At 57.0% G+C, this 19499-nt stretch carries 15 protein-coding genes and 1 riboswitch; of the genes, 9 read left to right on the plus strand and 6 right to left on the minus strand.

What is annotated here, in order from left to right; all coding sequences use genetic code 11:
- Window positions 1-255: 255 nt before the first annotated feature.
- Entirely contained in the window at window positions 256-1020 is a 765-nt protein-coding gene (locus tag MHN28_RS09465; RefSeq protein ID WP_239338343.1) for an enoyl-CoA hydratase, read from the minus strand.
- Window positions 1021-1320: 300 nt separating this feature from the next.
- Window positions 1321-2202, minus strand: a complete 882-nt coding sequence (locus MHN28_RS09470; RefSeq protein WP_239338345.1) for a LysR family transcriptional regulator — start codon at window positions 2200-2202, stop codon at window positions 1321-1323.
- 99 nt (window positions 2203-2301) lie between these two features.
- On the opposite strand from MHN28_RS09470, the gene MHN28_RS09475 reads away from it, so the two are divergent.
- The 5 genes from MHN28_RS09475 (at window position 2302) to MHN28_RS09495 (ending at window position 10413) form a co-directional block, all read left to right on the plus strand.
- Complete coding sequence (locus MHN28_RS09475) at window positions 2302-3087, plus strand: 2OG-Fe(II) oxygenase (RefSeq protein WP_239338347.1); 786 nt, start codon at window positions 2302-2304, stop codon at window positions 3085-3087.
- Window positions 3084-4334: a Xaa-Pro peptidase family protein gene (locus MHN28_RS09480; RefSeq protein WP_239338349.1), complete on the plus strand. Its 1251-nt coding sequence runs from the start codon at window positions 3084-3086 to the stop codon at window positions 4332-4334. The genes MHN28_RS09475 and MHN28_RS09480 overlap by 4 nt, the downstream gene beginning before the upstream one ends.
- Window positions 4335-4572: 238 nt before the next feature.
- A complete protein-coding gene (locus MHN28_RS09485) occupies window positions 4573-5847 on the plus strand; it encodes an efflux RND transporter periplasmic adaptor subunit (RefSeq protein WP_239338351.1) in 1275 nt (424 codons plus the stop codon).
- Window positions 5840-9013 carry an efflux RND transporter permease subunit gene (locus tag MHN28_RS09490; RefSeq protein WP_239338353.1) on the plus strand — a complete coding sequence of 1058 codons (3174 nt, stop codon included), beginning with the start codon at window positions 5840-5842 and terminating at the stop codon, window positions 9011-9013. The genes MHN28_RS09485 and MHN28_RS09490 overlap by 8 nt, the downstream gene beginning before the upstream one ends.
- A 149-nt stretch (window positions 9014-9162) precedes the next feature.
- Window positions 9163-10413 carry an aminotransferase class V-fold PLP-dependent enzyme gene (locus tag MHN28_RS09495; RefSeq protein WP_239338355.1) on the plus strand — a complete coding sequence of 417 codons (1251 nt, stop codon included), beginning with the start codon at window positions 9163-9165 and terminating at the stop codon, window positions 10411-10413.
- A gap of 214 nt (window positions 10414-10627) precedes the next feature.
- Here MHN28_RS09495 and MHN28_RS09500 read toward each other — a convergent pair whose 3' ends face one another.
- Window positions 10628-11812, minus strand: coding sequence for a zinc ABC transporter substrate-binding protein (locus tag MHN28_RS09500; protein WP_239338357.1), 1185 nt, complete (start codon window positions 11810-11812; stop codon window positions 10628-10630).
- Between the two features lie 56 nt (window positions 11813-11868).
- Here MHN28_RS09500 and MHN28_RS09505 point away from each other — a divergent pair, with 56 nt between their 5' ends.
- From MHN28_RS09505 to MHN28_RS09515, 3 genes are read left to right on the plus strand one after another with little or no spacing between them, the layout of a single operon-like run.
- Complete coding sequence (locus MHN28_RS09505; RefSeq protein WP_239338359.1) at window positions 11869-12381, plus strand: Fur family transcriptional regulator; 513 nt, start codon at window positions 11869-11871, stop codon at window positions 12379-12381.
- A gap of 2 nt (window positions 12382-12383) precedes the next feature.
- Window positions 12384-13124, plus strand: coding sequence for a metal ABC transporter ATP-binding protein (locus MHN28_RS09510; protein ID WP_239338361.1), 741 nt, complete (start codon window positions 12384-12386; stop codon window positions 13122-13124).
- A complete protein-coding gene (locus tag MHN28_RS09515) occupies window positions 13124-13921 on the plus strand; it encodes a metal ABC transporter permease (RefSeq protein ID WP_239338363.1) in 798 nt (265 codons plus the stop codon). The genes MHN28_RS09510 and MHN28_RS09515 overlap by 1 nt, the downstream gene beginning before the upstream one ends.
- A 79-nt stretch (window positions 13922-14000) precedes the next feature.
- On the opposite strand, the gene MHN28_RS09520 is transcribed toward MHN28_RS09515, so the two are convergent.
- From MHN28_RS09520 to MHN28_RS09530, 3 genes are all read right to left on the minus strand, one after another.
- Window positions 14001-15083: a hybrid-cluster NAD(P)-dependent oxidoreductase gene (locus MHN28_RS09520; protein WP_239338365.1), complete on the minus strand. Its 1083-nt coding sequence runs from the start codon at window positions 15081-15083 to the stop codon at window positions 14001-14003.
- 5 nt (window positions 15084-15088) lie between these two features.
- Complete coding sequence (locus MHN28_RS09525; protein ID WP_239338688.1) at window positions 15089-16342, minus strand: aromatic ring-hydroxylating dioxygenase subunit alpha; 1254 nt, start codon at window positions 16340-16342, stop codon at window positions 15089-15091.
- An 81-nt stretch (window positions 16343-16423) separates the two neighbouring features.
- Window positions 16424-16628: riboswitch (cobalamin riboswitch) on the minus strand.
- A gap of 71 nt (window positions 16629-16699) precedes the next feature.
- Complete coding sequence (locus MHN28_RS09530) at window positions 16700-17611, minus strand: LysR substrate-binding domain-containing protein (RefSeq protein ID WP_239338367.1); 912 nt, start codon at window positions 17609-17611, stop codon at window positions 16700-16702.
- 309 nt (window positions 17612-17920) lie between these two features.
- Here MHN28_RS09530 and MHN28_RS09535 point away from each other — a divergent pair, with 309 nt between their 5' ends.
- Window positions 17921-19459 (plus strand): trimethylamine methyltransferase family protein, encoded by a 1539-nt coding sequence (locus MHN28_RS09535; protein WP_239338369.1) that lies wholly within the window; start codon window positions 17921-17923, stop codon window positions 19457-19459.
- Window positions 19460-19499 lie beyond the last annotated feature (40 nt).

The following is a 19499-nucleotide window of genomic DNA, read 5'->3' on the forward strand; positions in this document are numbered from 1 at the left end:
TAAAACGTGGCGCCGGAGCCGCTTTCGGCTCTGGCGCTTTTCTGCAAGGCCCTCTCAATGGCCATCCGACAACGCAGCACGGGCTAAGGTTTGCATCGGGCAAGGTGACACAGGCCGACATTCCCAACAAAGCGACATACTTTGAACCCGCCGAACAGAGCTTAGGCCAGATGTCGACAGACTTTCCAATCGGACGCTGAAGGATGGATGGTCTTTGGATACGGTAATAGTGGTACTGTTCTACAGCGGTACCGCTCAACCGTAGTTTGGCGTCCTTTTTTGAAGTTTGGCCGCGACGCTTTCGGCGAAATCCGGCGATTGCAACTGCTGCGCAAAGATCTTGATTTCATCGGCCATGTGGCCGGCCACTTCGTCACGCTGACTACGGATCAGGGCTTTGGATTGACGGAGCGCGACAGGTGCCGAGGCGGCAACTTGCCGAGCGATCTCCTGTACTTTGGTCATCATTTCACCGTCAGAAAAGACTCGGGCGACCAACCCATGGTCCAATGCCTCGGTCGCGTCCAAGATACGACCAGCAAGCAGGACGTCGTTAGCGACGGCCATGCCGACCGAAGCGGGCAGCAACATCGACGACCCGGCCTCGGGCACCAGACCCAGCTGCACAAACGGAGCGCTGTATGTGGCGCTTTGCGCGGAATAGACCAGATCGCAGTGCAGCAGCATGGTCAGGCCAACTCCGATCGCCGGGCCGTTTACCGCCGCGATCAGGGGCTTGGGACAATCGCGGATCGCGTTCAGAAAGCGCACGATTGGATTTTCTTCAGCACTTGCCGGAATACCGCCAGCCATGAAATCCTGCAGGTCATTGCCAGCCGTGAACATATCGCCGGAACCGGTGATGACCAGCGCACGCGCTCTGTCGGTTTGTCCGTATTCTTCGATGGCCTCGGCCATCGCTGTGTACATGGCAAAGGTGATCGCGTTTTTCTTTTCCTCGCGGGCAATGGCTACCGTTGTAACGCGATCCTGGGTGCTGACGATGATGTTTGCGCTCATGGGGTTTGTCCTTGGGGCTTCTGCGGAACTTGTGCCGGCTTGGAAGTGGGTTTCGGTTCAGACGATGGCAGCCGCATCTTTAGCGACTTAGTTCAACACGTGCTGAACTGCGGCGCGTTTGCGATCCCAACGTGGCTTGAGAAACGCTGCATTGATCGGCTAGAAACCGCGTGCTGTGCGCCTTTTGAGCATGGTTGAGGGCTGAGATTTTATGCATCTTAATCAGTTCGTATGTTGGCGATAAGGCATCGTCAACAAATCACGGTAATGACCCCACGTCGCCTCTGCGCTGGCATACGATTAGCCATTTTGCAGCGAACCAACGATTTTCTGCACGTCCGGATGTGACTTTAGCCTTTTTGGATAAGCAATCAGATAGTCCTGCGGTAGTGTGATCGGTGACAGGTCCATCTTGGTGATGTTGCCGGTTTTCAGATCCGTCGCGGCCATTTCCTGCGGGACGAGGGCAACACCCAGCCCATTGCGCGCAAAACTCAACGCGGTGCTGCTGTGCCCCACAAGTTGTCCGGCTGACCGATCAATGATCCGGCGTCCATCCAATGCGGTGTTCCAATCCGGGGAAGAGGCGAAACCCGGTCCCCAGTCGGTATGGATGAAACATCGATCCGGGACCCGGATCAGCCCGTGACTATACTGCGCGGCCAACTGCGGTGAAGCCACCGCAACCAGAACATCTGAAAACAAGGATACGACCTGATAGTCACCATATAGATCGTGACCATAGAAAACCCGCATATCAATGCGATCGGCTTGGAAGTCCACGGGATCTTCCTCGATCCGAATGCCCAGAGGTGTCTCAAGATTGTCAAACCCGAGTTTGGAAAGCTTCCGCGCCAGCCAGGTTTCGGCGACCGAGGGTGGGGCGCTCAGCACCAGCCGCTTTCGACGGGTGTTTGTCCGTTGCATCCTGTCGGACAGGTCAGACAGGCGCGTTATTGCACCCGCGAGTTCAGGATAGGCCATCTGCCCGGAGTCCGTCAGAGAAATCCTGTTTCCTTGCCGGATGAACAACGTCTCGTCCCAAAACTCTTCCAGCAATTTTACCTGTTGGCTGACGGCCGCGGCACTGACATTCAGTTCGCGCGCAGCTTTGGTAAACGAGCCCGTTCTGGCCGCGGCTTCAAAAGCGCGCAGCGCATTGAGTGGAGCCGTGCGTTTCATGGCAAACCTTTAGAAAATCTAATGCACCCTAAAAAGAATACCTATTGATAAGGTCAGTGTTCAAGCCCTACTCAGGATTCAAGACTGGGAGGATCGATGATGCGTGATGTGATCAACTTGGACTTATACCCGCTGGACCAGCCGGGCAGCGTGGCGTGGCAAGAGCTGATTGAACACTGCAAGTTGGAACTGACCGAGAATGGCCTGTTCAACTTGCCCGGATTTATCCGGGACCGCGCCATCCAATCCGCGGTTGCGGAGCTCAAGCCGGTTTTTAGCGAACACTCTTTTGTTCATGCACGTCGGCACAACATTTACTTCAAGAAAAGCATCGACGGTCTAAACGACGACCATCCCGCCCTTATCGAATTTGAAACGTCGAACCGGACAATATGCGCGGATCGGATGGGGCAGTCTACTGTGATCCGTCTGTATGAATGGCCTCCGTTTGCGCAGTTTTTGGCTGCAGTGATGGAAAAGCCAGAGCTGTTCGTCATGCAGGACCCGCTGGCCCGGGTGAATGTCATGGCCTATGCGCAGGGGCAGGCCCTGAACTGGCACTTTGACAGATCGGAATTCACCACAACGCTGCTGCTGCAGGCGCCCGACTCGGGCGGAGATTTCGAGTATGAGAAGGATCTGCGCAGTGACGTCGACCCAAACTACGACGGGGTCGCTGATTTGCTGGAGGGGCGTCGCAAGCCGACGCTCATGAAGCTGCAGCCGGGAACATTGAATATCTTCAAAGGTAAGAACACGGCCCACCGTGTTACACCCGTGCGGGGCGAGCGCGACCGCATTATCGCGGTATTTTCCTACTACGAACGACCGAATGTTCAGTTTACCGAGGAAGAGCGCATCGGGTTTTACGGGCGCGCATCATGAACGCGGAAAGCGCCTTCAAAGATGATCGCAAGCTCACTTACCTGAACGCCGAGGGTGCGGATAAGCCTTTAAAAAGCCCCGTGCCCGACTCGGTTCTGAACCGGGCGCGCGTATACCGGCTGCAGCGTCTGCGCCAGCAGATGGAAATCGCGGATTGCTCTGCGCTGTTGCTCTATGACCCCTGCAACATCCGGTATGCATTTGACTGTTCCAACATGCAGGTTTGGACGCTTCATAACCCGATGCGATATGCGCTGATTCTGAACAATGGGCCAGCCATTATGTTCGAGTTCAAGGGTTGCCTTCATCAAAGCGAAGGCTTGCCCGGCATTGACGAAGTGAGGGTCGCCAGAACGTGGATGTTCATGGCCTCAGGCGACAAAACAGAGGTGGCAACAGACCATTGGGCCGATGAAATTGCCGAGATCGTCCGGGAATATGGCGGAGACAACCGGCGCATTGCCTGCGACACGCTCGAGAATGGGGGCGTCGATGCATTAAAGGCGCGTGGTCTCAAACCTATTGCCGGTTCGCCGCTTACAGAGATCGCGCGCTCGATCAAATCCGACGATGAAATCGAGCTGATGCGTTGGACTATCCGTGTGTGCGAGGCAGGCATGGCGCGGATCTACGAACACTCCACCCCAGGCACCACCGAGCGTGAACTCTGGGCGCACCTGCATTTCGAAAATGCGCGATCGGGTGGCGACTGGCTGGAGACCAAGTTGCTGACCTGCGGTCCAAGGACGAACCCCTGGTATCAGGAGTGTTCGGACCGACCCTGCCAGCTGGGCGAGATGATTTCGTTCGATACCGACATGATCGGCCCATACGGTTACTGCGCCGATCTTTCCCGCGCGTGGACCTGTGGATACACGCCCATGACGTCGACGCAACGGCGCCTGTACGACACGGCGCTGGACCAAATTCACCACAATCTGGATCTGGTACGCCCGGGTGTCAGCTTTGCCGAGTTCAACGACAAAAGCTGGCGCATTCCTGATCCTTACATTCCCTATCGCTATTCTTTGGCGGTTCACGGCGTCGGTATGGCTGATGAATGGCCGGTTGTTCCGTTGCAAGTGGATTGGGGCGAGGGCGCGATGTCCGGGAGGTTCGAGCCCGGAATGGTCGTTTGTGTAGAAAGCCTGATTGCCGAGAAGGGTTCGGAAAGCGTCAAACTGGAAACACAGGTACTGGTTACCGAAGATGGCAACGAGCGGCTGGACAGTTTCCCGTTCGAGTGAAGCCTGCGCTACTCGCCAGCTATGTGACGCCTGACTTGCATTGAGTATCCCGAAAGGCCTCAGCCTGATCCGCATCAGCCGGACCATGCTGTTTGAATGTGTTCAGCAAGCTGACCATTCAGCGTTTCACAAACCGTGCATATTTATAAATTGTCTCTATTGACAAAAAACAACAATCCCATAAATCATTTCTCCAAACTGGTTTCGGAGACCCTCGATCATGAAAAAAGCGGTCAGGATGATTCTGCTTGTTTGCCTTTTGTTGCCGCTGCTGGTGGGTATTGCTTATTTCAGCTGGACAAGTATGGCCGAGCGCTATGTGGCGCTTGAGCCTGCGCCGCCCGCTCCGACACAGGTGCGTTGGGCTGAGGTGCGTGAGCAGGAGCTGCGCGACTGGATTTACGGTGAAGGTACTGCACGGGCGGTACGCCGCAGCCATCTGACATTTGAAGTGCCGGGCCGGGTTGCCGAGGTGGGCGACGATGTCCGCGAAGGCGCATCCGTAACTGGCCCGATAGAAGACCAGAAAGGTCAGTTGATCGCGCGTCTTGACGACGCTGATTACATCGAGGCGCTCAGAATTGCCGACACCGGCCTGACCCAAGCAGAGCGCAATGTGGATATGGCCAATGCGCAGTTGAAGCAGTCGAAAAGCACTGAGAACCTCTGGCGAACGCGACTGGACCGGGCCAGGGTGCTGCTGGACAAAAAAGTGGTCTCGCAGCAGAAATTCGATGAGGCCACGGCCGAGCTGGAAGTGGCTATTGCCAACGTATCAGCCTCCGAGGCCCGCGTTGTCGCAAGTGAAGCGGGCGTGCTGGCCGCGCGAAACGAAGTATCGCAAGCGCGCCGAAATCTGGAACGAACTCGAATTCACGCGCCGTGGGATGGTGTTGTTGCGCGGTTGAACATCCGCGAGGGTGAATATGTGTTGCCCGAGGAAATGAGTTCCCTTGACGACACATCCATGGCCGCAACGTTTCCCGTGACCCTGCTGGATGCGTCCACTTTTGAGATTGAAGTCGAAATTCCGATGCATCGGCGTGCAGAACTGAGGGTTGGCAATCCAGCCGTTGTTTTACGTGACGGGCTGGCCGGTCATGGTGTGGGGCAGGGCAAAGCCGACCTTCTTCATGCATCGGTGCACGCTGTGGCGCCGATGTTGTCCCCGGACTCGCGCACTGTGCGCGTCACCCTACGCACGAACGAGGCCGATCTGGGCCTGATCGACGGAGAACTGACGCGGGTCAAAATTTTGAGGGCCGCCAAAGCGACTCCGGTTGTACCGGTCGAGGCGCTGCTGCACCGGGATAATGAGGCGTACGTTCTGGTCGTCGACGCTGACACCAACACCGTTTCCGAACGTGTCATCCAGCCAGGAATTCGCGAAGACACGCTGGTTGAAGTCCCCGAGGGGTTAGAGCCAGGGGACATTGTCGTTACCGAAGGACGGCACAGGCTTCTACCCGGAGATTCCGTTCAGCTGTTAGACCCCGAGGCCCGCAATGGATAAAAAGCGTGCCAAAGACAATCGCCTGTTTTCATTCTTCTTTGTCGATTCAATTCTGGCGATACTGCTGCTGTTGTTCATCACCGTGGGCGGGGTGTTTGCCTTTCGCGGCATGATCAAGGAATCGCTGCCGGATCTGCAGATTCCCATGGCTTTCATCCACACCAGTTGGCACGGCACGCCGCAATCCGTGATGGAGAAAGAGGTGACCGACCGGATAGAACAGGAAATCCGCGATATTGAGGATCTCAAGAAATTTTCCAGCGGTTCAACGCATTCGAATTCGGTTATTCTTGCGGAGTTCGACGCGGATGCGCCATTGCAAGAGTCCATCAGTCAGCTGCGCGAGCGGGTCAACAAGGCGCGGGCAGAGTTTCCTGAAGGGCCGAAAACACCTGTGGTTACACAGGCGTCAATCCGGTCGATGCCGATTGCATCCTTCGTTCTGTTCGGGAGAGTTCCCCCCAGTGAACTGGACACGACAGCCAAGCGTCTGAAAAAGCAACTGTTGCGCATTCCGGGTATCACCAAGGTCGACCTGCTGGGCAATCGAAAGTCCTATGTACGGGTGCAATTGCTGCCTGAACGGCTGCGCACGCATGATGTTTCACCGGTTGATGTGGGTCGCCTTATTCGCGCCCATGCCAAGGACTTTCCGCTGGGCGTTTATGAAGGCCCCGAGCAGTCCTTTAGTTTAAAAAGCGAAACGGCGATTTACGATGTCGAGCAATTATCCGATCTCGTCATTCGTCGCAGCCCGGCCGGATACGTCGTTCGTCTAAGCGACGTGGCGCGCGTCGAACAGGCCCTGTACCGGGCAGAAACGGAAACCTACTACTCAAGCGAAGGGCGCGATTTCACCCAGGGCGTGGCGCTGTCGGTGATCAAAGCGGATGGGCAGGACACCATCAAGCTGGTCGATGCGGCTACGCAGGTGATCGATAGGGCCATGCAGGCGCGCGACTGGCCGGTCGGGTTGCAATACGACATCGTGTCGAACGACGCCGAAATCATCCAGCAGGAACTGGACAAGACGCTGGTCAATGGTTGGCAGTCAGTGGCAGCGGTGTTCGTCATATTGTTCTTTCTGCTTACATGGCGCGAGGCAACCGTGGCGGCGCTGTCGATCCCGGTCACCATGCTGGGTGGGCTCGCGGTGCTTTGGATGTTGGGATACACGTTCAACGTCATGGTGGTCATCGGCATGGTGCTGGCTTTGGGGCTGCTGGTCGATGACTTCATCCTGATGATGGAAGGGATGCACGAAGGCGTTCACCGCAAGAAACTGAAATTTCGCGACGCCGCCATTCAAACAGTGAAGAAATTCGCGGTACCATCCCTGGCCGGGACGGTGACCACCGTGCTGATCTTTGTGCCGCTTGCCATGATCGGCGGGTTGGATGGCAAGTTCATTCGCTCGATTCCCGTCACCGCAGGCGTGCTGCTGGTGGTATCCTATGCGGTGTCGTTGCTCATCACGATCCCGCTGTCGCAGTTCCTCCTGTCACGCCGCGAGTCTGCTCAACCAATGCTGGTCGACCGGATTACGGAGCGTCTGGAAATCTGGCTGCGCGGCTGGCTTGGTCGCACCGTGGTGCGCCGCCGCTCGACCTCATGGGGCTGGATCGCCGGTGGGGCCGCGGTGATTACCTCTTGCTTCATGCTGGGGTCACTGCTGCCGGTCACGCTGTATCCTTTGTCGGATGGGCGTAACATGGGGATCACGGTTGAGCTGTCCCCGGACAACAAACTGGAGGACACCCGAGAAGTCGCGCTGAAGATTGCTGACATTCTCCAAGACAAACCCTATCTGACCTCGACGTTGATGGTCGTTGGCCAGCGCGACTTTGTTTACGAAGGCTCTGCCGAAGATCGTTTGTCAGTTGCGACCGCTCGCAACATTGTTGGGTTTACGGTTCTGTACAAGCCCAAGGCAGAACGAGACCAGCTTGCATTTCAAACCGTGCCCGCCCTGCGTGCGGAGATCGAGCAAGCCTTGGCTGACGTCCCCGGTTACCGAATGCTGATCACCTCGGAAACAGGCGCGTCCACCAACGAAGACCCGTTGCAGATCAATATCTTCGGACCAGAGCTGGAGGGTGTTCAACGTATCAGCCAGCAAGTGCAGCAACGGTTGCGGCAGATTCCGGGCCTCAGCGATATCCGTGACAATCTCGGCCAGTCTCGGGTCGAGGCGACGATCCAGCCGCGGCGCGAGGTTTTGCAGCGATACGGGTTAACCGAGGCTGACTTTAACGCTCAGTTGACCCATTACTTGGGCGACTATGAGGCGGCCAAGATGCGCACCAGTTCGGACGCGGATGATCTGGAGATCCGCGTCGAGACCTACTGGCCCTCGAAACAGGGTCGGCTGGGTGGGCCAGAAACCTGGGAAGAATGGAAAAGCATCCAGATCCGCGTACCGGATGGACGTTGGGTTCCGGTTTCCCTGCTGGCCGAGCAGCGCACCGACCGTATCCCTCTGACCATCTCGCACAAGGACGGTCAGCGTACGGCAACGGTTATGGGTAAGAGTTTTTCCTACACCTTTAACCAACTACACGATCTGATCGAACCCGAACTCAGGGCGATGCAGGAAGACTGGCCGCCTGGCTACACCTACAAGTTCGCGGGCGAGTTCGAGCTGGCTGGCGAAACCTATGGCGGCGCACAGCAGGCCTTTATTCTGGCGATGCTGGGTGTGGCGTCGGTGCTGATCCTGCAATTCCGATCTTTCCTTCAGCCAACAATTATCCTTGTCACCGTGGTCTGCGGGCTGTCCGGCGTGGCCTTTGGATTTTTCCTGTTCGCGATCGAACTCAGCTTTCCGGCGGTCATCGGTATGATTGCTCTGGCCGGTATTGCGGTGAATGACGGCATTGTTCTTGTGGACACGATGAACCGGCATGTAGCCAAGGGTATGGATATCGCGCAGGCCGCTTGCCAGGGGGCAGCAGACCGTTTTCGCCCGATCGTGTCGACAACGCTGACGACCATGGTAGGTCTGGCACCCTTGGCGCTGGCGGACGAAGCGTGGAGGCCACTGTGCCTTGCCATCATATTCGGTCAGTTCGCAGCAACGATTGCTGCCCTGACAATGGTGCCCGCGCTGTTTAGCGTTATGGCTGGTCGACAGGGCTCAGAAGCGGAGGTTTTGCCTGCGGAGTAAACGGGAATGGCGGTTCAATCATCAGGTGTCACAGAACTGTTGCGATGCTGAACAAAATATTACCGCATAGCCCCCGGTTTTTTTGCGCGTACTTTGGGTCGCAACACATATATCCTGTCAGAATGAAACACTTGCACGATTGAGTACCCATGCCCCAGATCAATGACCAACTGCTTCAGCAAATCCGTGACCGGTTTGCCCAGATCGACCATTGCCCACAGCAGGGGCCGCGCATTTTCTTTGAAAATGCCGGCGGCGCGCTGACGCTGAACTCGGTGGTGGAAACGTCGCAGGACTATGCGGCCATCCCTGACAATCAGGGGCGTGACAATCCCGGCAGCCACGAACTGGTGCGCGTGATCACTCAGGCCAAAGAGGATATGGCCGTGTTCATGAACGCGCCGGGCGGCCAGTTCTTCGTTGGCGAAAGCGGAACTGAGCTGCTGTTTCGCCTGATCATGAACGCCTGTCTGGGCACCGGCGCGGGTCAGGTTCTGGGCACGACGCTGGAACACCCCGCCACCCGCAGCGCTTGCGACCGCTGGGCGCGCGTAGCCGGGCAGAGCCATGTTCTGGTCGAGCATGACGACACTACCGGCACAGTAACGGCCGAGGCTTATGCCGCAAAAGTCACGCCCGACACCAAAGTGGCAACCATTGTTCACACCTCGCCTGTCACCGGGATGGGGGTCGACGTGGAGGCCGTGGCCGCAGCCATCCGGGCCGTTGCGCCGGACTGCTACATCATCGTCGACGGCATCCAGCACGCTGCACATGGCCGGATCGACCTGACAGCCTATGACGTGGATGGTTATGTGATCTCGCCCTACAAGGTGTTTTCGCGCCATGGCTATGGGGTTGCCTGGATCTCGGACCGGCTGACGGATTTGCCGCACAACAGCCTGATCGACGGCCCAGCCGACAATTGGGAGATGGGCACGCGCGACACCGGGTCTTATGCTACCATGTCTGATGTGGTTGGCTATTTCGAATGGCTGGGTTCACAGGTCACAGATTCTGACGATCGACGCGACAAGTTTGTAGCAGCGGGCGAGGCGATCCATGCTCAGGAAAAGGCGCTGACCGATGCGATGATCCATGGCACCGGGAATCTGCCCGGACTGGCCGAAATGGAAAAGGTCAGCATTTTGGGCGGCGATGACAATCCGGCCCGCGAGGGTCTGGTATCGCTGATTGTGGACGGCGTACCTTCGGTCGACGTTGTGCGTTTGCTTAACGAGCAGGGCATCCGCACCCATTTACGGAAGGCAGATCACTATTCCGGTAACATTCTGGCACCACTTGACATGGACAGCTGTGTCCGGGTCTCGATGTGCCATTATAACAGCGTCGCCGAGGTGGCGCAGTTTCTTGGTGCCATGAAGACCATTGCCGCCTGACGCAGACGCTTGGAATGCCCCGGTCCTCGGGCAATTGCCGGTATCGTTGGTGCGATGAAATTCGGCAACTGTGATTAGGGGATGAATAGCATCTCAGTCGGAGTGTGATGGGGACAACGTTACTGGTTAATGTAAACCAACTGGGTACAGGCGTTGCCCCCAGCGATAGTCAGCCCATTCCAGGTATAGACGTGGAATGGGCTGATCATTGGTGTCAAAGACACTCAGCCAGTGTTTTGGCCATGTTCCGAATGACTTCAGGGTATAGCGCCGTGCCGGGCTCCAGTTCAGCGCCCAGCGGATCGATCACGTTTGTTTTTGCTTCGGTTCCGTCCATGACAGTTTCGACCAGACCCGGGTTAAATTGCGGTTCTGCCAGAACGCAATCGATACCTTCATCGCGAATGCGGCCCTGAATCTCGGCAACGCGGGCCGGGCTTGGATCAGAGGCGTCGCCGATCGAAATCGCGCCGGATGCCGGGAAGTCGAAGGCGTTCTCGAAATACTGATAGGCGTCGTGGAACACGATAAAGCTGCTGCCGCGTACTGGCTTTAGCGTTTCGTTCACCTCTGCAGAAAGCGCTGCCATTTCTTCACGCGCGGCGGCGGCATTTGCGAAATAGGTGCCTGCGTTGTCCGGGTCCGCAGCGGAAAGCTGTGCGGCAATCACATTCAGCCATGCGTTGGCATTTTCAGGCGAGAGCCAGGCGTGCGGATCATGTTCGCCATGTGCATGATCATGATGGTCATCATGCCCGGCATGTTCTTCATGATCGTGGTCGTCACCTTCGGCGTGTTCGTCGTGGCCGTGCTCGTCCTCATGACCATGGTCATCGCCTTCGGCATGCTCGTCGCCGTGGTCATGATCGTCATGATCTTTGTCTTCGCCGTGATCCTCGTGACCATGTTCACCGTCATGGTCGTGGTCGTCATGCCCTGCTTCGTCGGCATGGTCGTCGTGACCATGATCGTCGTGATCCTTGTCTTCGGTGTGTTCCTCATGGCCATGATCATCCTCATCGCCATGGTCATGCGCCTCAAACAGAGCGCTTTCGCGGAAATCAAGAAGTACAGTGCCATCCGATTCCAGCAGGGACGTGACTGTCGCGCCGTCGGCCAGAGTTTCAATCGCGCCTTCCATCCACGGTGTCAGATCCTCGCCGATCCAGAACACCAGATTTGCTTCCTGCAGGGCCGCCGCTTCAGAGGGGCGCAGGTTGTATTCGTGGGGCGATCCGCCGGGCTGTACGATCAGGTCCGGTGTTCCTACACCTTCCATGACGCGTGCCACCAGTGAATGCACTGGTGCAATGTCAACCGCGACATTCGGGACATCGGCCATAGCTGTGCCACCCATTAGCGCAGCAATGATCGAAACAGGAAGAAGCTTTCTGGACATCAGACCCTCTGTGTGATTTTATAACGTTGCGAGCGGCATACATGATATGGAATAACATGACAAGTGAGACAACACCCGCACTTGCCGAAGACACGGCTCTGGTTGGGTTCCAGGAACATGACCACGAGAACTGCGTCGATAGTGCTCTGGCAATTGCCGAGTCGCGGTGCAAAGACGAAGGTCTGCGTCTGACGCCGGTTCGACGTAAGGTGCTCGAAATGCTGTTGCAGGAACACCGGGCTCTTGGTGCTTATGCAATCCTCGACCGTTTGCGCGAAGCAGGTTTCGGGTCTCAGCCGCCTGTAGCCTATCGGGCACTCGATTTTCTTGTCGACAATGGATTTGTACACAAGATCGAGCGTTTGAATGCCTTTGTGGCGTGCGCGCATCCCGGTGCCACACATTCGCCAGCCTTTATGATCTGCAGAAAATGCGACGCCGTAGCCGAAGCGCATTCCGCGCCCGCCAAGGGTGCTTTGGGTGCCGCTGCGCGCGCCGTGGGTTTCGAGATTGAACGGACAGTTGTAGAAGCCGAAGGTGTCTGCCCCGACTGCACCGAAAAGGCGTAGAAATGAACCTGATTACCGTAGAAGACCTCAGCATAAGCTATGGGGCCAATACCGTTCTGCGTAACGTCGCAATGGCTGTTGAGCCGGGCGAGATCGTTACGATTGTCGGTCCCAATGGCTCGGGCAAGACCAGCCTTCTGCGGGCGATCATTGGTGCGGCGACACCGGCCTCCGGGCAGGTTAAGCTCAAGCCGGGTCTGAGAATTGGATACGTCCCGCAAAAGCTGCACATTGATCCGACCCTGCCCATCACAGTTGAACGCTTCATGCGCCTGACAAATCGCGTTTCGCGCAAAGACTGCGCGGATGCATTGAAAACAGCAGGCGTTCCCGACCTTCTGAAGCGTCAAATGTCGCAGCTCTCTGGCGGTCAGTTTCAGCGCGTGTTGCTGGCGCGGGCATTGATCAACCGGCCTGAAATCCTGCTTTTGGATGAGGCAACGCAAGGCCTCGACCAACCCGGATCGGCCGCGTTTTATCGCCAAATCGAAGCCGTGCGCCGCGAAACCGGGTGTGCGATCATCATGATCAGTCATGAGCTGCACGTGGTTATGAGCGCTTCGGACCGGGTGATTTGTCTGAACGGCCATGTTTGTTGTGAAGGCTCACCGGCCGTTGTGGCCTCGGCCCCCGAGTACCGAGCGCTGTTCGGTACTGGCACGGGTGGCGCGCTCGCTCTTTATCGCCATGATCACGATCATGACCACACTTGCGATACGAACTCTCAGGAAGCCGCAGAATAATGCTTGATGATTTTATGACCCGGGCAACGCTCGCTGGCGTTGGCGTGGCCTTTGCCGCAGCTCCGCTTGGATGTTTCGTGGTGTGGCGGCGGATGGCTTATTTCGGAGATGCTACAGCGCACGCTGCGATACTGGGCGTTGCGCTTTCTTTGACGTTTCAAATGTCGGTTTTCACTGGTGCGCTGGCCGTTGCACTTCTGATGGCACTGACTGTCACTTTGTTGGCAGGGCGCGGATATGCGATGGACACCTTGCTGGGTGTTATGGCGCATTCCGCTTTGGCCTTTGGTCTTGTGGCGGTGTCGTTTCTATCCGGCGTTCGCATTGATTTGATGGCCTACCTGTTCGGCGACATTCTGGCCGTCTCCCGCTCGGACCTGATCGTGATCTGGGGCGGTGCCGCGCTGGTGGTTGCTCTGATCACATGGCGTTGGTCCCAGCTTTTGACTGCGACGCTGAACAAGGAATTGGCCTATGCCAGCGGCTTCGATCCCAAGCGCGAGCAGTTGGTGCTGACACTGTCACTGGCGGTTACAGTGGCTGTTGCGATCAAAGTCGTGGGGGTTTTGCTGATCGCGGCGATGCTGATTATCCCGGCGGCGGCAGCGCGTAGCCTGGCGCGGTCGCCTGAATCGATGGCGTTGATTGCCGCAGCAATAGGGGCGACGTCCGCTGTGGCCGGGCTGCGGGCGGCGTATGTTTTTGATACACCGGCCGGTCCGTCCATCGTTTGCGTGGCGGCTGTCCTGTTTGCGTGTTTCAGCCTGCTTGGGTGGCAGCGTCGGAACAGAGCCTGAGTACCTTTGAAAGGCTGAACAAAAGGACGGACTCCTGAGGATAAAACGGAAGGCGCGAAAACCACGCCTTCCGCGCTACTCAAACTTCGACTTCGACCTTGCCGATCGGGTTGGAACAACAGGCAAGGATATAGCCAGCTTCGATGTCGTCTTCTGAAATCCCGCCGTTGTGGACCATGTGAACTTCGCCCGAAGTCTTTCTGACCTTGCAAGTGCCGCAGACTCCGAAAGTGCAACCCGATGGAATGTTGAGGCCCACGGACCGAGCCGCCGCCAGCACGGTGTCAGTTTCGGCAACTTTGGCAGTTATGCCCGAGCTTGCGAAGTGGATTTCTGCACTGGTCTCTTCATCGGGGATGATGTCATCCAGATCGGGCTGATCGGCCTCGGTCTCAACGGGCGCGCCGAAGCTTTCCTGATGATAATTCTCCATATCGTAACCAAGGCCCGTCAGCGCATCCCGCACGGCTTGCATGAAGGGTTCCGGACCGCAACAATAGACCTCGCGATCCAGATAGTCCGGAGCCATCAACCCCAGCATCAGTTGATTGAACTGTCCCTGATATCCGGTCCAGGGCCGGTAGGGATCGGCCTCTTCCACCACGAATTTCAGATCCAGACCTTGCGTGCGGCTGGCCATTTGTTCAAGTCGCTGGCGAAAGATGATCTCGGACGGGCGTTTGGCGCAATTGATAAAGACGATATCCAAATTGCGCCCTTCATCCCACATGCAGGTGGTCATCGACATCATCGGAGTGATGCCCGAGCCTGCGGAAATGAACAGATACTTGCCCGCAGTGCTTCGGGCATTTGTAAACAGTCCAGCGGGGCCGATGGCCTTTATCCGCATGCCTGGCTGAAGATTGTCAAGCATCCAGAGTGTACCAATACTGTCGGCCTGCGCTTTGGCCGTGATCGTAATGGATCTGGGTCGGGAGGGTGAGGACGAGATCGTATAGGTCCGATGCACTACTCCGCCCGGCTGTCCCGGAGCGGGGATCTCGAGTGTCAGAAACTGTCCGGGCTGGTAGGCGAACAGGGCGGCAGAGGGTGCGCGAAAGGTAAAACTGGCGGTGTTTGGCATCTCGGGCACGACCGAGACGCATTCCAGGGTTTCACTATCTTGCCACGTTGCTGCCAAGGGCGGGTTTAGATCTTTCATAACCTTTACTCCGCGGCCATAGCACCCGGCGCCAGTCGGGCGGCCAATGTGTTGCAGTACCAATCGACAAACTGAAGAACCCCGGATTCCTGTGAGGGCGAATAAGGTCCGGGAATATAGGCGGGGCTGTTGATGCCCTGCTGGTTATCCTCAACCACCTGACGATCTTCGTCATTGGTAGCGATCCAGACCTCGGTCAGGCGTTTCAGGTCATAATCGACACCTTTGACGGCCTCTTTGTGGACCAGCCACTTCGTGGTGACCTCGGTTTCCGTAGGACCGATGGGTGTGGCTCGAAAAACAATCGAGTGATCGGCCAGAAAGTGGTTCCACGTGGTCGGATAGTGGAACTTGAGCAGCGACCCAGCATCCGCGAACGGCGAGCGACCCAACCAACGGCGCACGGCTGATCTTCCATCCATCGTGTAGCTCTCTGCGCCTTCTTTCAGAGGCATCCGCGCCAGACGGTATTGGCCATCACCATGCAGGTAGAACTTAGATGGCATCCCCGCAGCTTCGCACCGGTCAAAGTGCGCTTGCATGTGGGCCGGGGTTTCACCGCCTTCTATTCCGGTTACTGCCGGATCATCGGGGAACGTGCGGCAGAGCGCCGGGTGGTTGCCGCCACAATGATAGCATTCGCGGTTGTTTTCCCAAACGAGCTTCCAGTTGCCTTTCTCGATGATCGAACTCTCAAAGGCCACTTTGGCGTTGCCTAGGTCATGAGGCTCCAGATAGGGCCGCGCAAGTTCGGCAAATGTATCGAAACCCGGCGCTTCATCGGCCAGGCAGATGTAAACGAGACCGGCCAGTTCCCGGCAATGAACCGTCTTCAATCCGTGTTGCTTTGGATCAAAGCCCGGCCCCATGTCGCGGGCCCACAACAAGGACCCGTCAAGTTCATAGGTCCACTGGTGGTATGGGCAAACCAGCTTGGGTGCATGTCCCTTTGCGGCCTTGCAGATGACCGACCCGCGATGGCGGCAGGTATTGTGAAAGGCCCGTATCTGATTGTCCGCGCCACGCACAATGATGACGCGGTAAGCTCCGACGTTGTAGGTCACGTAGCTGCCGGGTTTTTCCAGTTCGCAGGCGGGAATGGCAAACAGCCAATCGCGGTAGTGGATGGTTTCAAGGTCTGTCTGGAAAACTTCTGGATCAGTATAAAACGCCTGCTCCAGCGCATAGCCTGGGTTTCGACGGGCCAATAGGGTTTGAATTTTGCTCACTTCTGGCTCTCCTGCCGCGCCCCGCGGCATTGCTTGGGCAGATGGCAAGGGAGAACCGTCCGGTGCCGTGCGAGGATCACGTCCGAAACCTGCGCCCCCACCGCCACCCGCGGTTTGACTTATCTGCGAGGCTGGTTTCCGGACTTGGAAGGGGCTTTCGCCCGGTATCGGCACCTTCCCGGGATCCTCGTCCCAGTGGTTGTTTGCCGTACCTGACCTTCTTTACCGTTGCGGGGGCAGTGCCGGAATTTCACCGGCTTCCCAATTCTCCGCTGCCTGAGAATCAAACAGCGGCACCTCACAGGCACAGAATATTTCCGACCCGTTTCTGCGCTGAAATACTTGCGACAATTCCGCTTCCAAAACAGACATTTCGAAATCTGGTTTTCAGGCTTTCGACATGTCGCAATCGAACCACTTTTCGTCAGCGGCAGCCTTCAACAACCAATTCCGAAACAGTTGTACCGAAGGTGTTGGAAGCTTGTCCTTGGCCGTGAAATAGTAGGCCCATGGGCTGGTCAGATCGATTTCGAAGGGTTCGATCAACACTCCGCGTGCCACATAAGAACGGGTAAGAGATTTTGGCAAAACGACACAGCCCAGGGACCGCACCGCCAATTCCATTGCCAGATTGGAGGCGTTTGTTCGCTGGCCCTCGTTCAGGTTCAGGTCGGTCAGGCCAAAATACTTGCTGACAAGTTCCCAATAGGCAGGCCGACCGAGAATGTGGATCAGGCGCGTACGTCGCAACTGTTTCGGATCGCGCAGCGGCTTTCCATCCACTGTAAAGCCCGGCGCGCAGACGACTGTCAGTTTCTCCACCCACAATCGTTTCATATCAGCGGTCGCTTCGTCGACATGATGAATCGTGACCGAGACATCAGAGACGCTGTTTTCCACGTCGGTCCAAACCGTCCCGTGGACAGTCAGATCAATATCAGGATGAGCCGCGTTGAACTCGCGGATCACGTCCGGCAACCAGCTTTCCGCCAGACTGAACGGGCAGGAGATGACCACTTTTCGGGTGTGCGGGCGTTGGCTAACGGATCGGGTTGCGACGTCGATTTCTTGCAGAGCGTGTCGCACAGACGGCAAATAGGCTTCTCCGACGTCTGTAAGTGACAGAGAGCGGGGGTGGCGCACAAATAACGGGCGTTGGATGAATTCCTCTAGGGACCGCACGTGGTTGCTGACCGCAGATTGGGTGCAGTTCAGCTCTTCGGCGGCACTGGTGAAACTCAGGTGTCGTGCGGAAGCTTCGAATGACCGTAGGAAGGTGAGGTGGGGCAGGTTCATCATTATCGGGTTTCTCCCAGCGGCTAATGACCTGCATAGGGAAAGCAGCAGTGGGGTATCTTGTCCAATCGCGACACCTCTCAGGTGCCAAATGCGACAGGATGCGAAGGCTAAGCTGCAAAAGTTCCCGACCCAATGCCCCAAGATTTTTTTCGTGCAGGCGTGAGAAATCCTCATGCTCTCTTTCCGACATAAAAGCGTCGCTAAGTGGCAAAACAGGGCTTCTGCGGTTGGTACTTTTTGAAAGTGCTGAACCGCGCAGCCGAGCGCATTTCGGCTACATCCAGAATCGGAAACGGGGGCAGACAGAACATGGCACGAGAAAGACGCGGAGGCGGACGTCGCGGTAAATCTGGCCGCAACGCAGCGGGTGTTGATCAGCTGCCGTGGCAACAGATCCGCAATGAGTACCCGCCGTTCGAGTTGCTGAACCCTGACCAGATGGACCAATTGCATGCGACTTCGATGCGGATCCTGTCCGAGGCGGGCATCCGCGTCATGGGCGACAACGTCATGGATATCTTTGAGCGCGCCGGGGCAATTGTCGACCGAGACACCAAGACGATCCGTATGGATGAGAACATCGTTTTGGAAGCCCTCAAAACAGTTCCGCGCGAATTCACTCTGACCTCGCGCAATCGCGCCAAGCAGATCACGCTAGGCGGCAATCACGTAAATTTTGGGCTGGTGGCGGGGCCTCCGAACGTTCACGACTGTATCAATGGGCGACGTCAGGGCAATTTCGATGATTACTGTAATTTCATCCGCTTGGCCCATCATTTTAATGCGATACATCTGATCGGCAATCAGGTGATGGCACCGATTGAAATGCCTGCCAACAACCGCCACTTGGATACCTACAACGCCAATCTGACGTATAGCGATCTGAGCTTTCACTGCACCGCTATCGGGCGCGGGCGGGCGATGGATGGGATCAACATGATGGCGATCTCGCGCGGACAAAAGCCCGAAGAGATGCGCGGTGATCCCGGTGTAATTACGATCATATCGGTCAACTCGCCACGTCTTTTCGACGATGCAATGGGGGATGGCCTGATTGCGATGGCGGAATACGGTCAGCCTGTAACGGTGACGCCGTTCACCCTGATGGGGGCGATGACACCGGTCACTCTGCCCGCGGCGCTGGCGCAGCAGAATGCTGAAGCTCTGTTCGGTGTTGTTCTGACCCAACTGGTCAGCCCCGGAGCGCCGGTCATGTATGGCTCGTTCACGTCCAACGTGGATATGAAATCCGGCGCCCCGGCCTTTGGCACACCGGAGAACGCCAAAGCCAACATCGTGGGTGGCCAACTGGCGCGGCGCTACGGTATTCCGTACCGAACATCGAACGCCAATGCGTCGAACGTGGTCGACCTTCAGGCCGCATATGAGACAATGATGGCGACCTGGGGCGCGGTTCTCGGCGGTGCAAATATTGTCTATCACGCCGCGGGCTGGTTAGAGGGCGGCCTTACGGCTTCCTACGAGAAATTCATAATGGACGTCGAAATCATCCAGAACATGATGGAGTTTCTCAAGCCGATTAAGTTCGATGCCGACGAACTGGGCTTTGATACGATTAGTTCAGTGCCGACCGGGGGGCACTTCTTTGGCACCGAACACACGATGGCGCGGTATGAGACCGCGTTCTACAAGCCGATGCTGTCGGACTGGCAGAACTATGAAAACTGGGAGGCTGCCGGGGCAAAAGACGCATTGCAACGGGCGACAGATCTCTGGCAGCAGGCTTTGCGGGAATATCAGGCCCCGGAAATGGACCCGGCGATACGTGAAGAGCTGGACGCCTATATCGCCAATCGCCGCGAAGAGATCGGCAGTGGAGAACCCTAGGGGCTGACCGGGGCAGGGTGGTTGCCGTGCCCCGATCCAA

The sequence above is a fragment of the Ruegeria sp. Ofav3-42 genome, assembly GCF_022347725.1.
Lineage (GTDB): Bacteria > Pseudomonadota > Alphaproteobacteria > Rhodobacterales > Rhodobacteraceae > Ruegeria.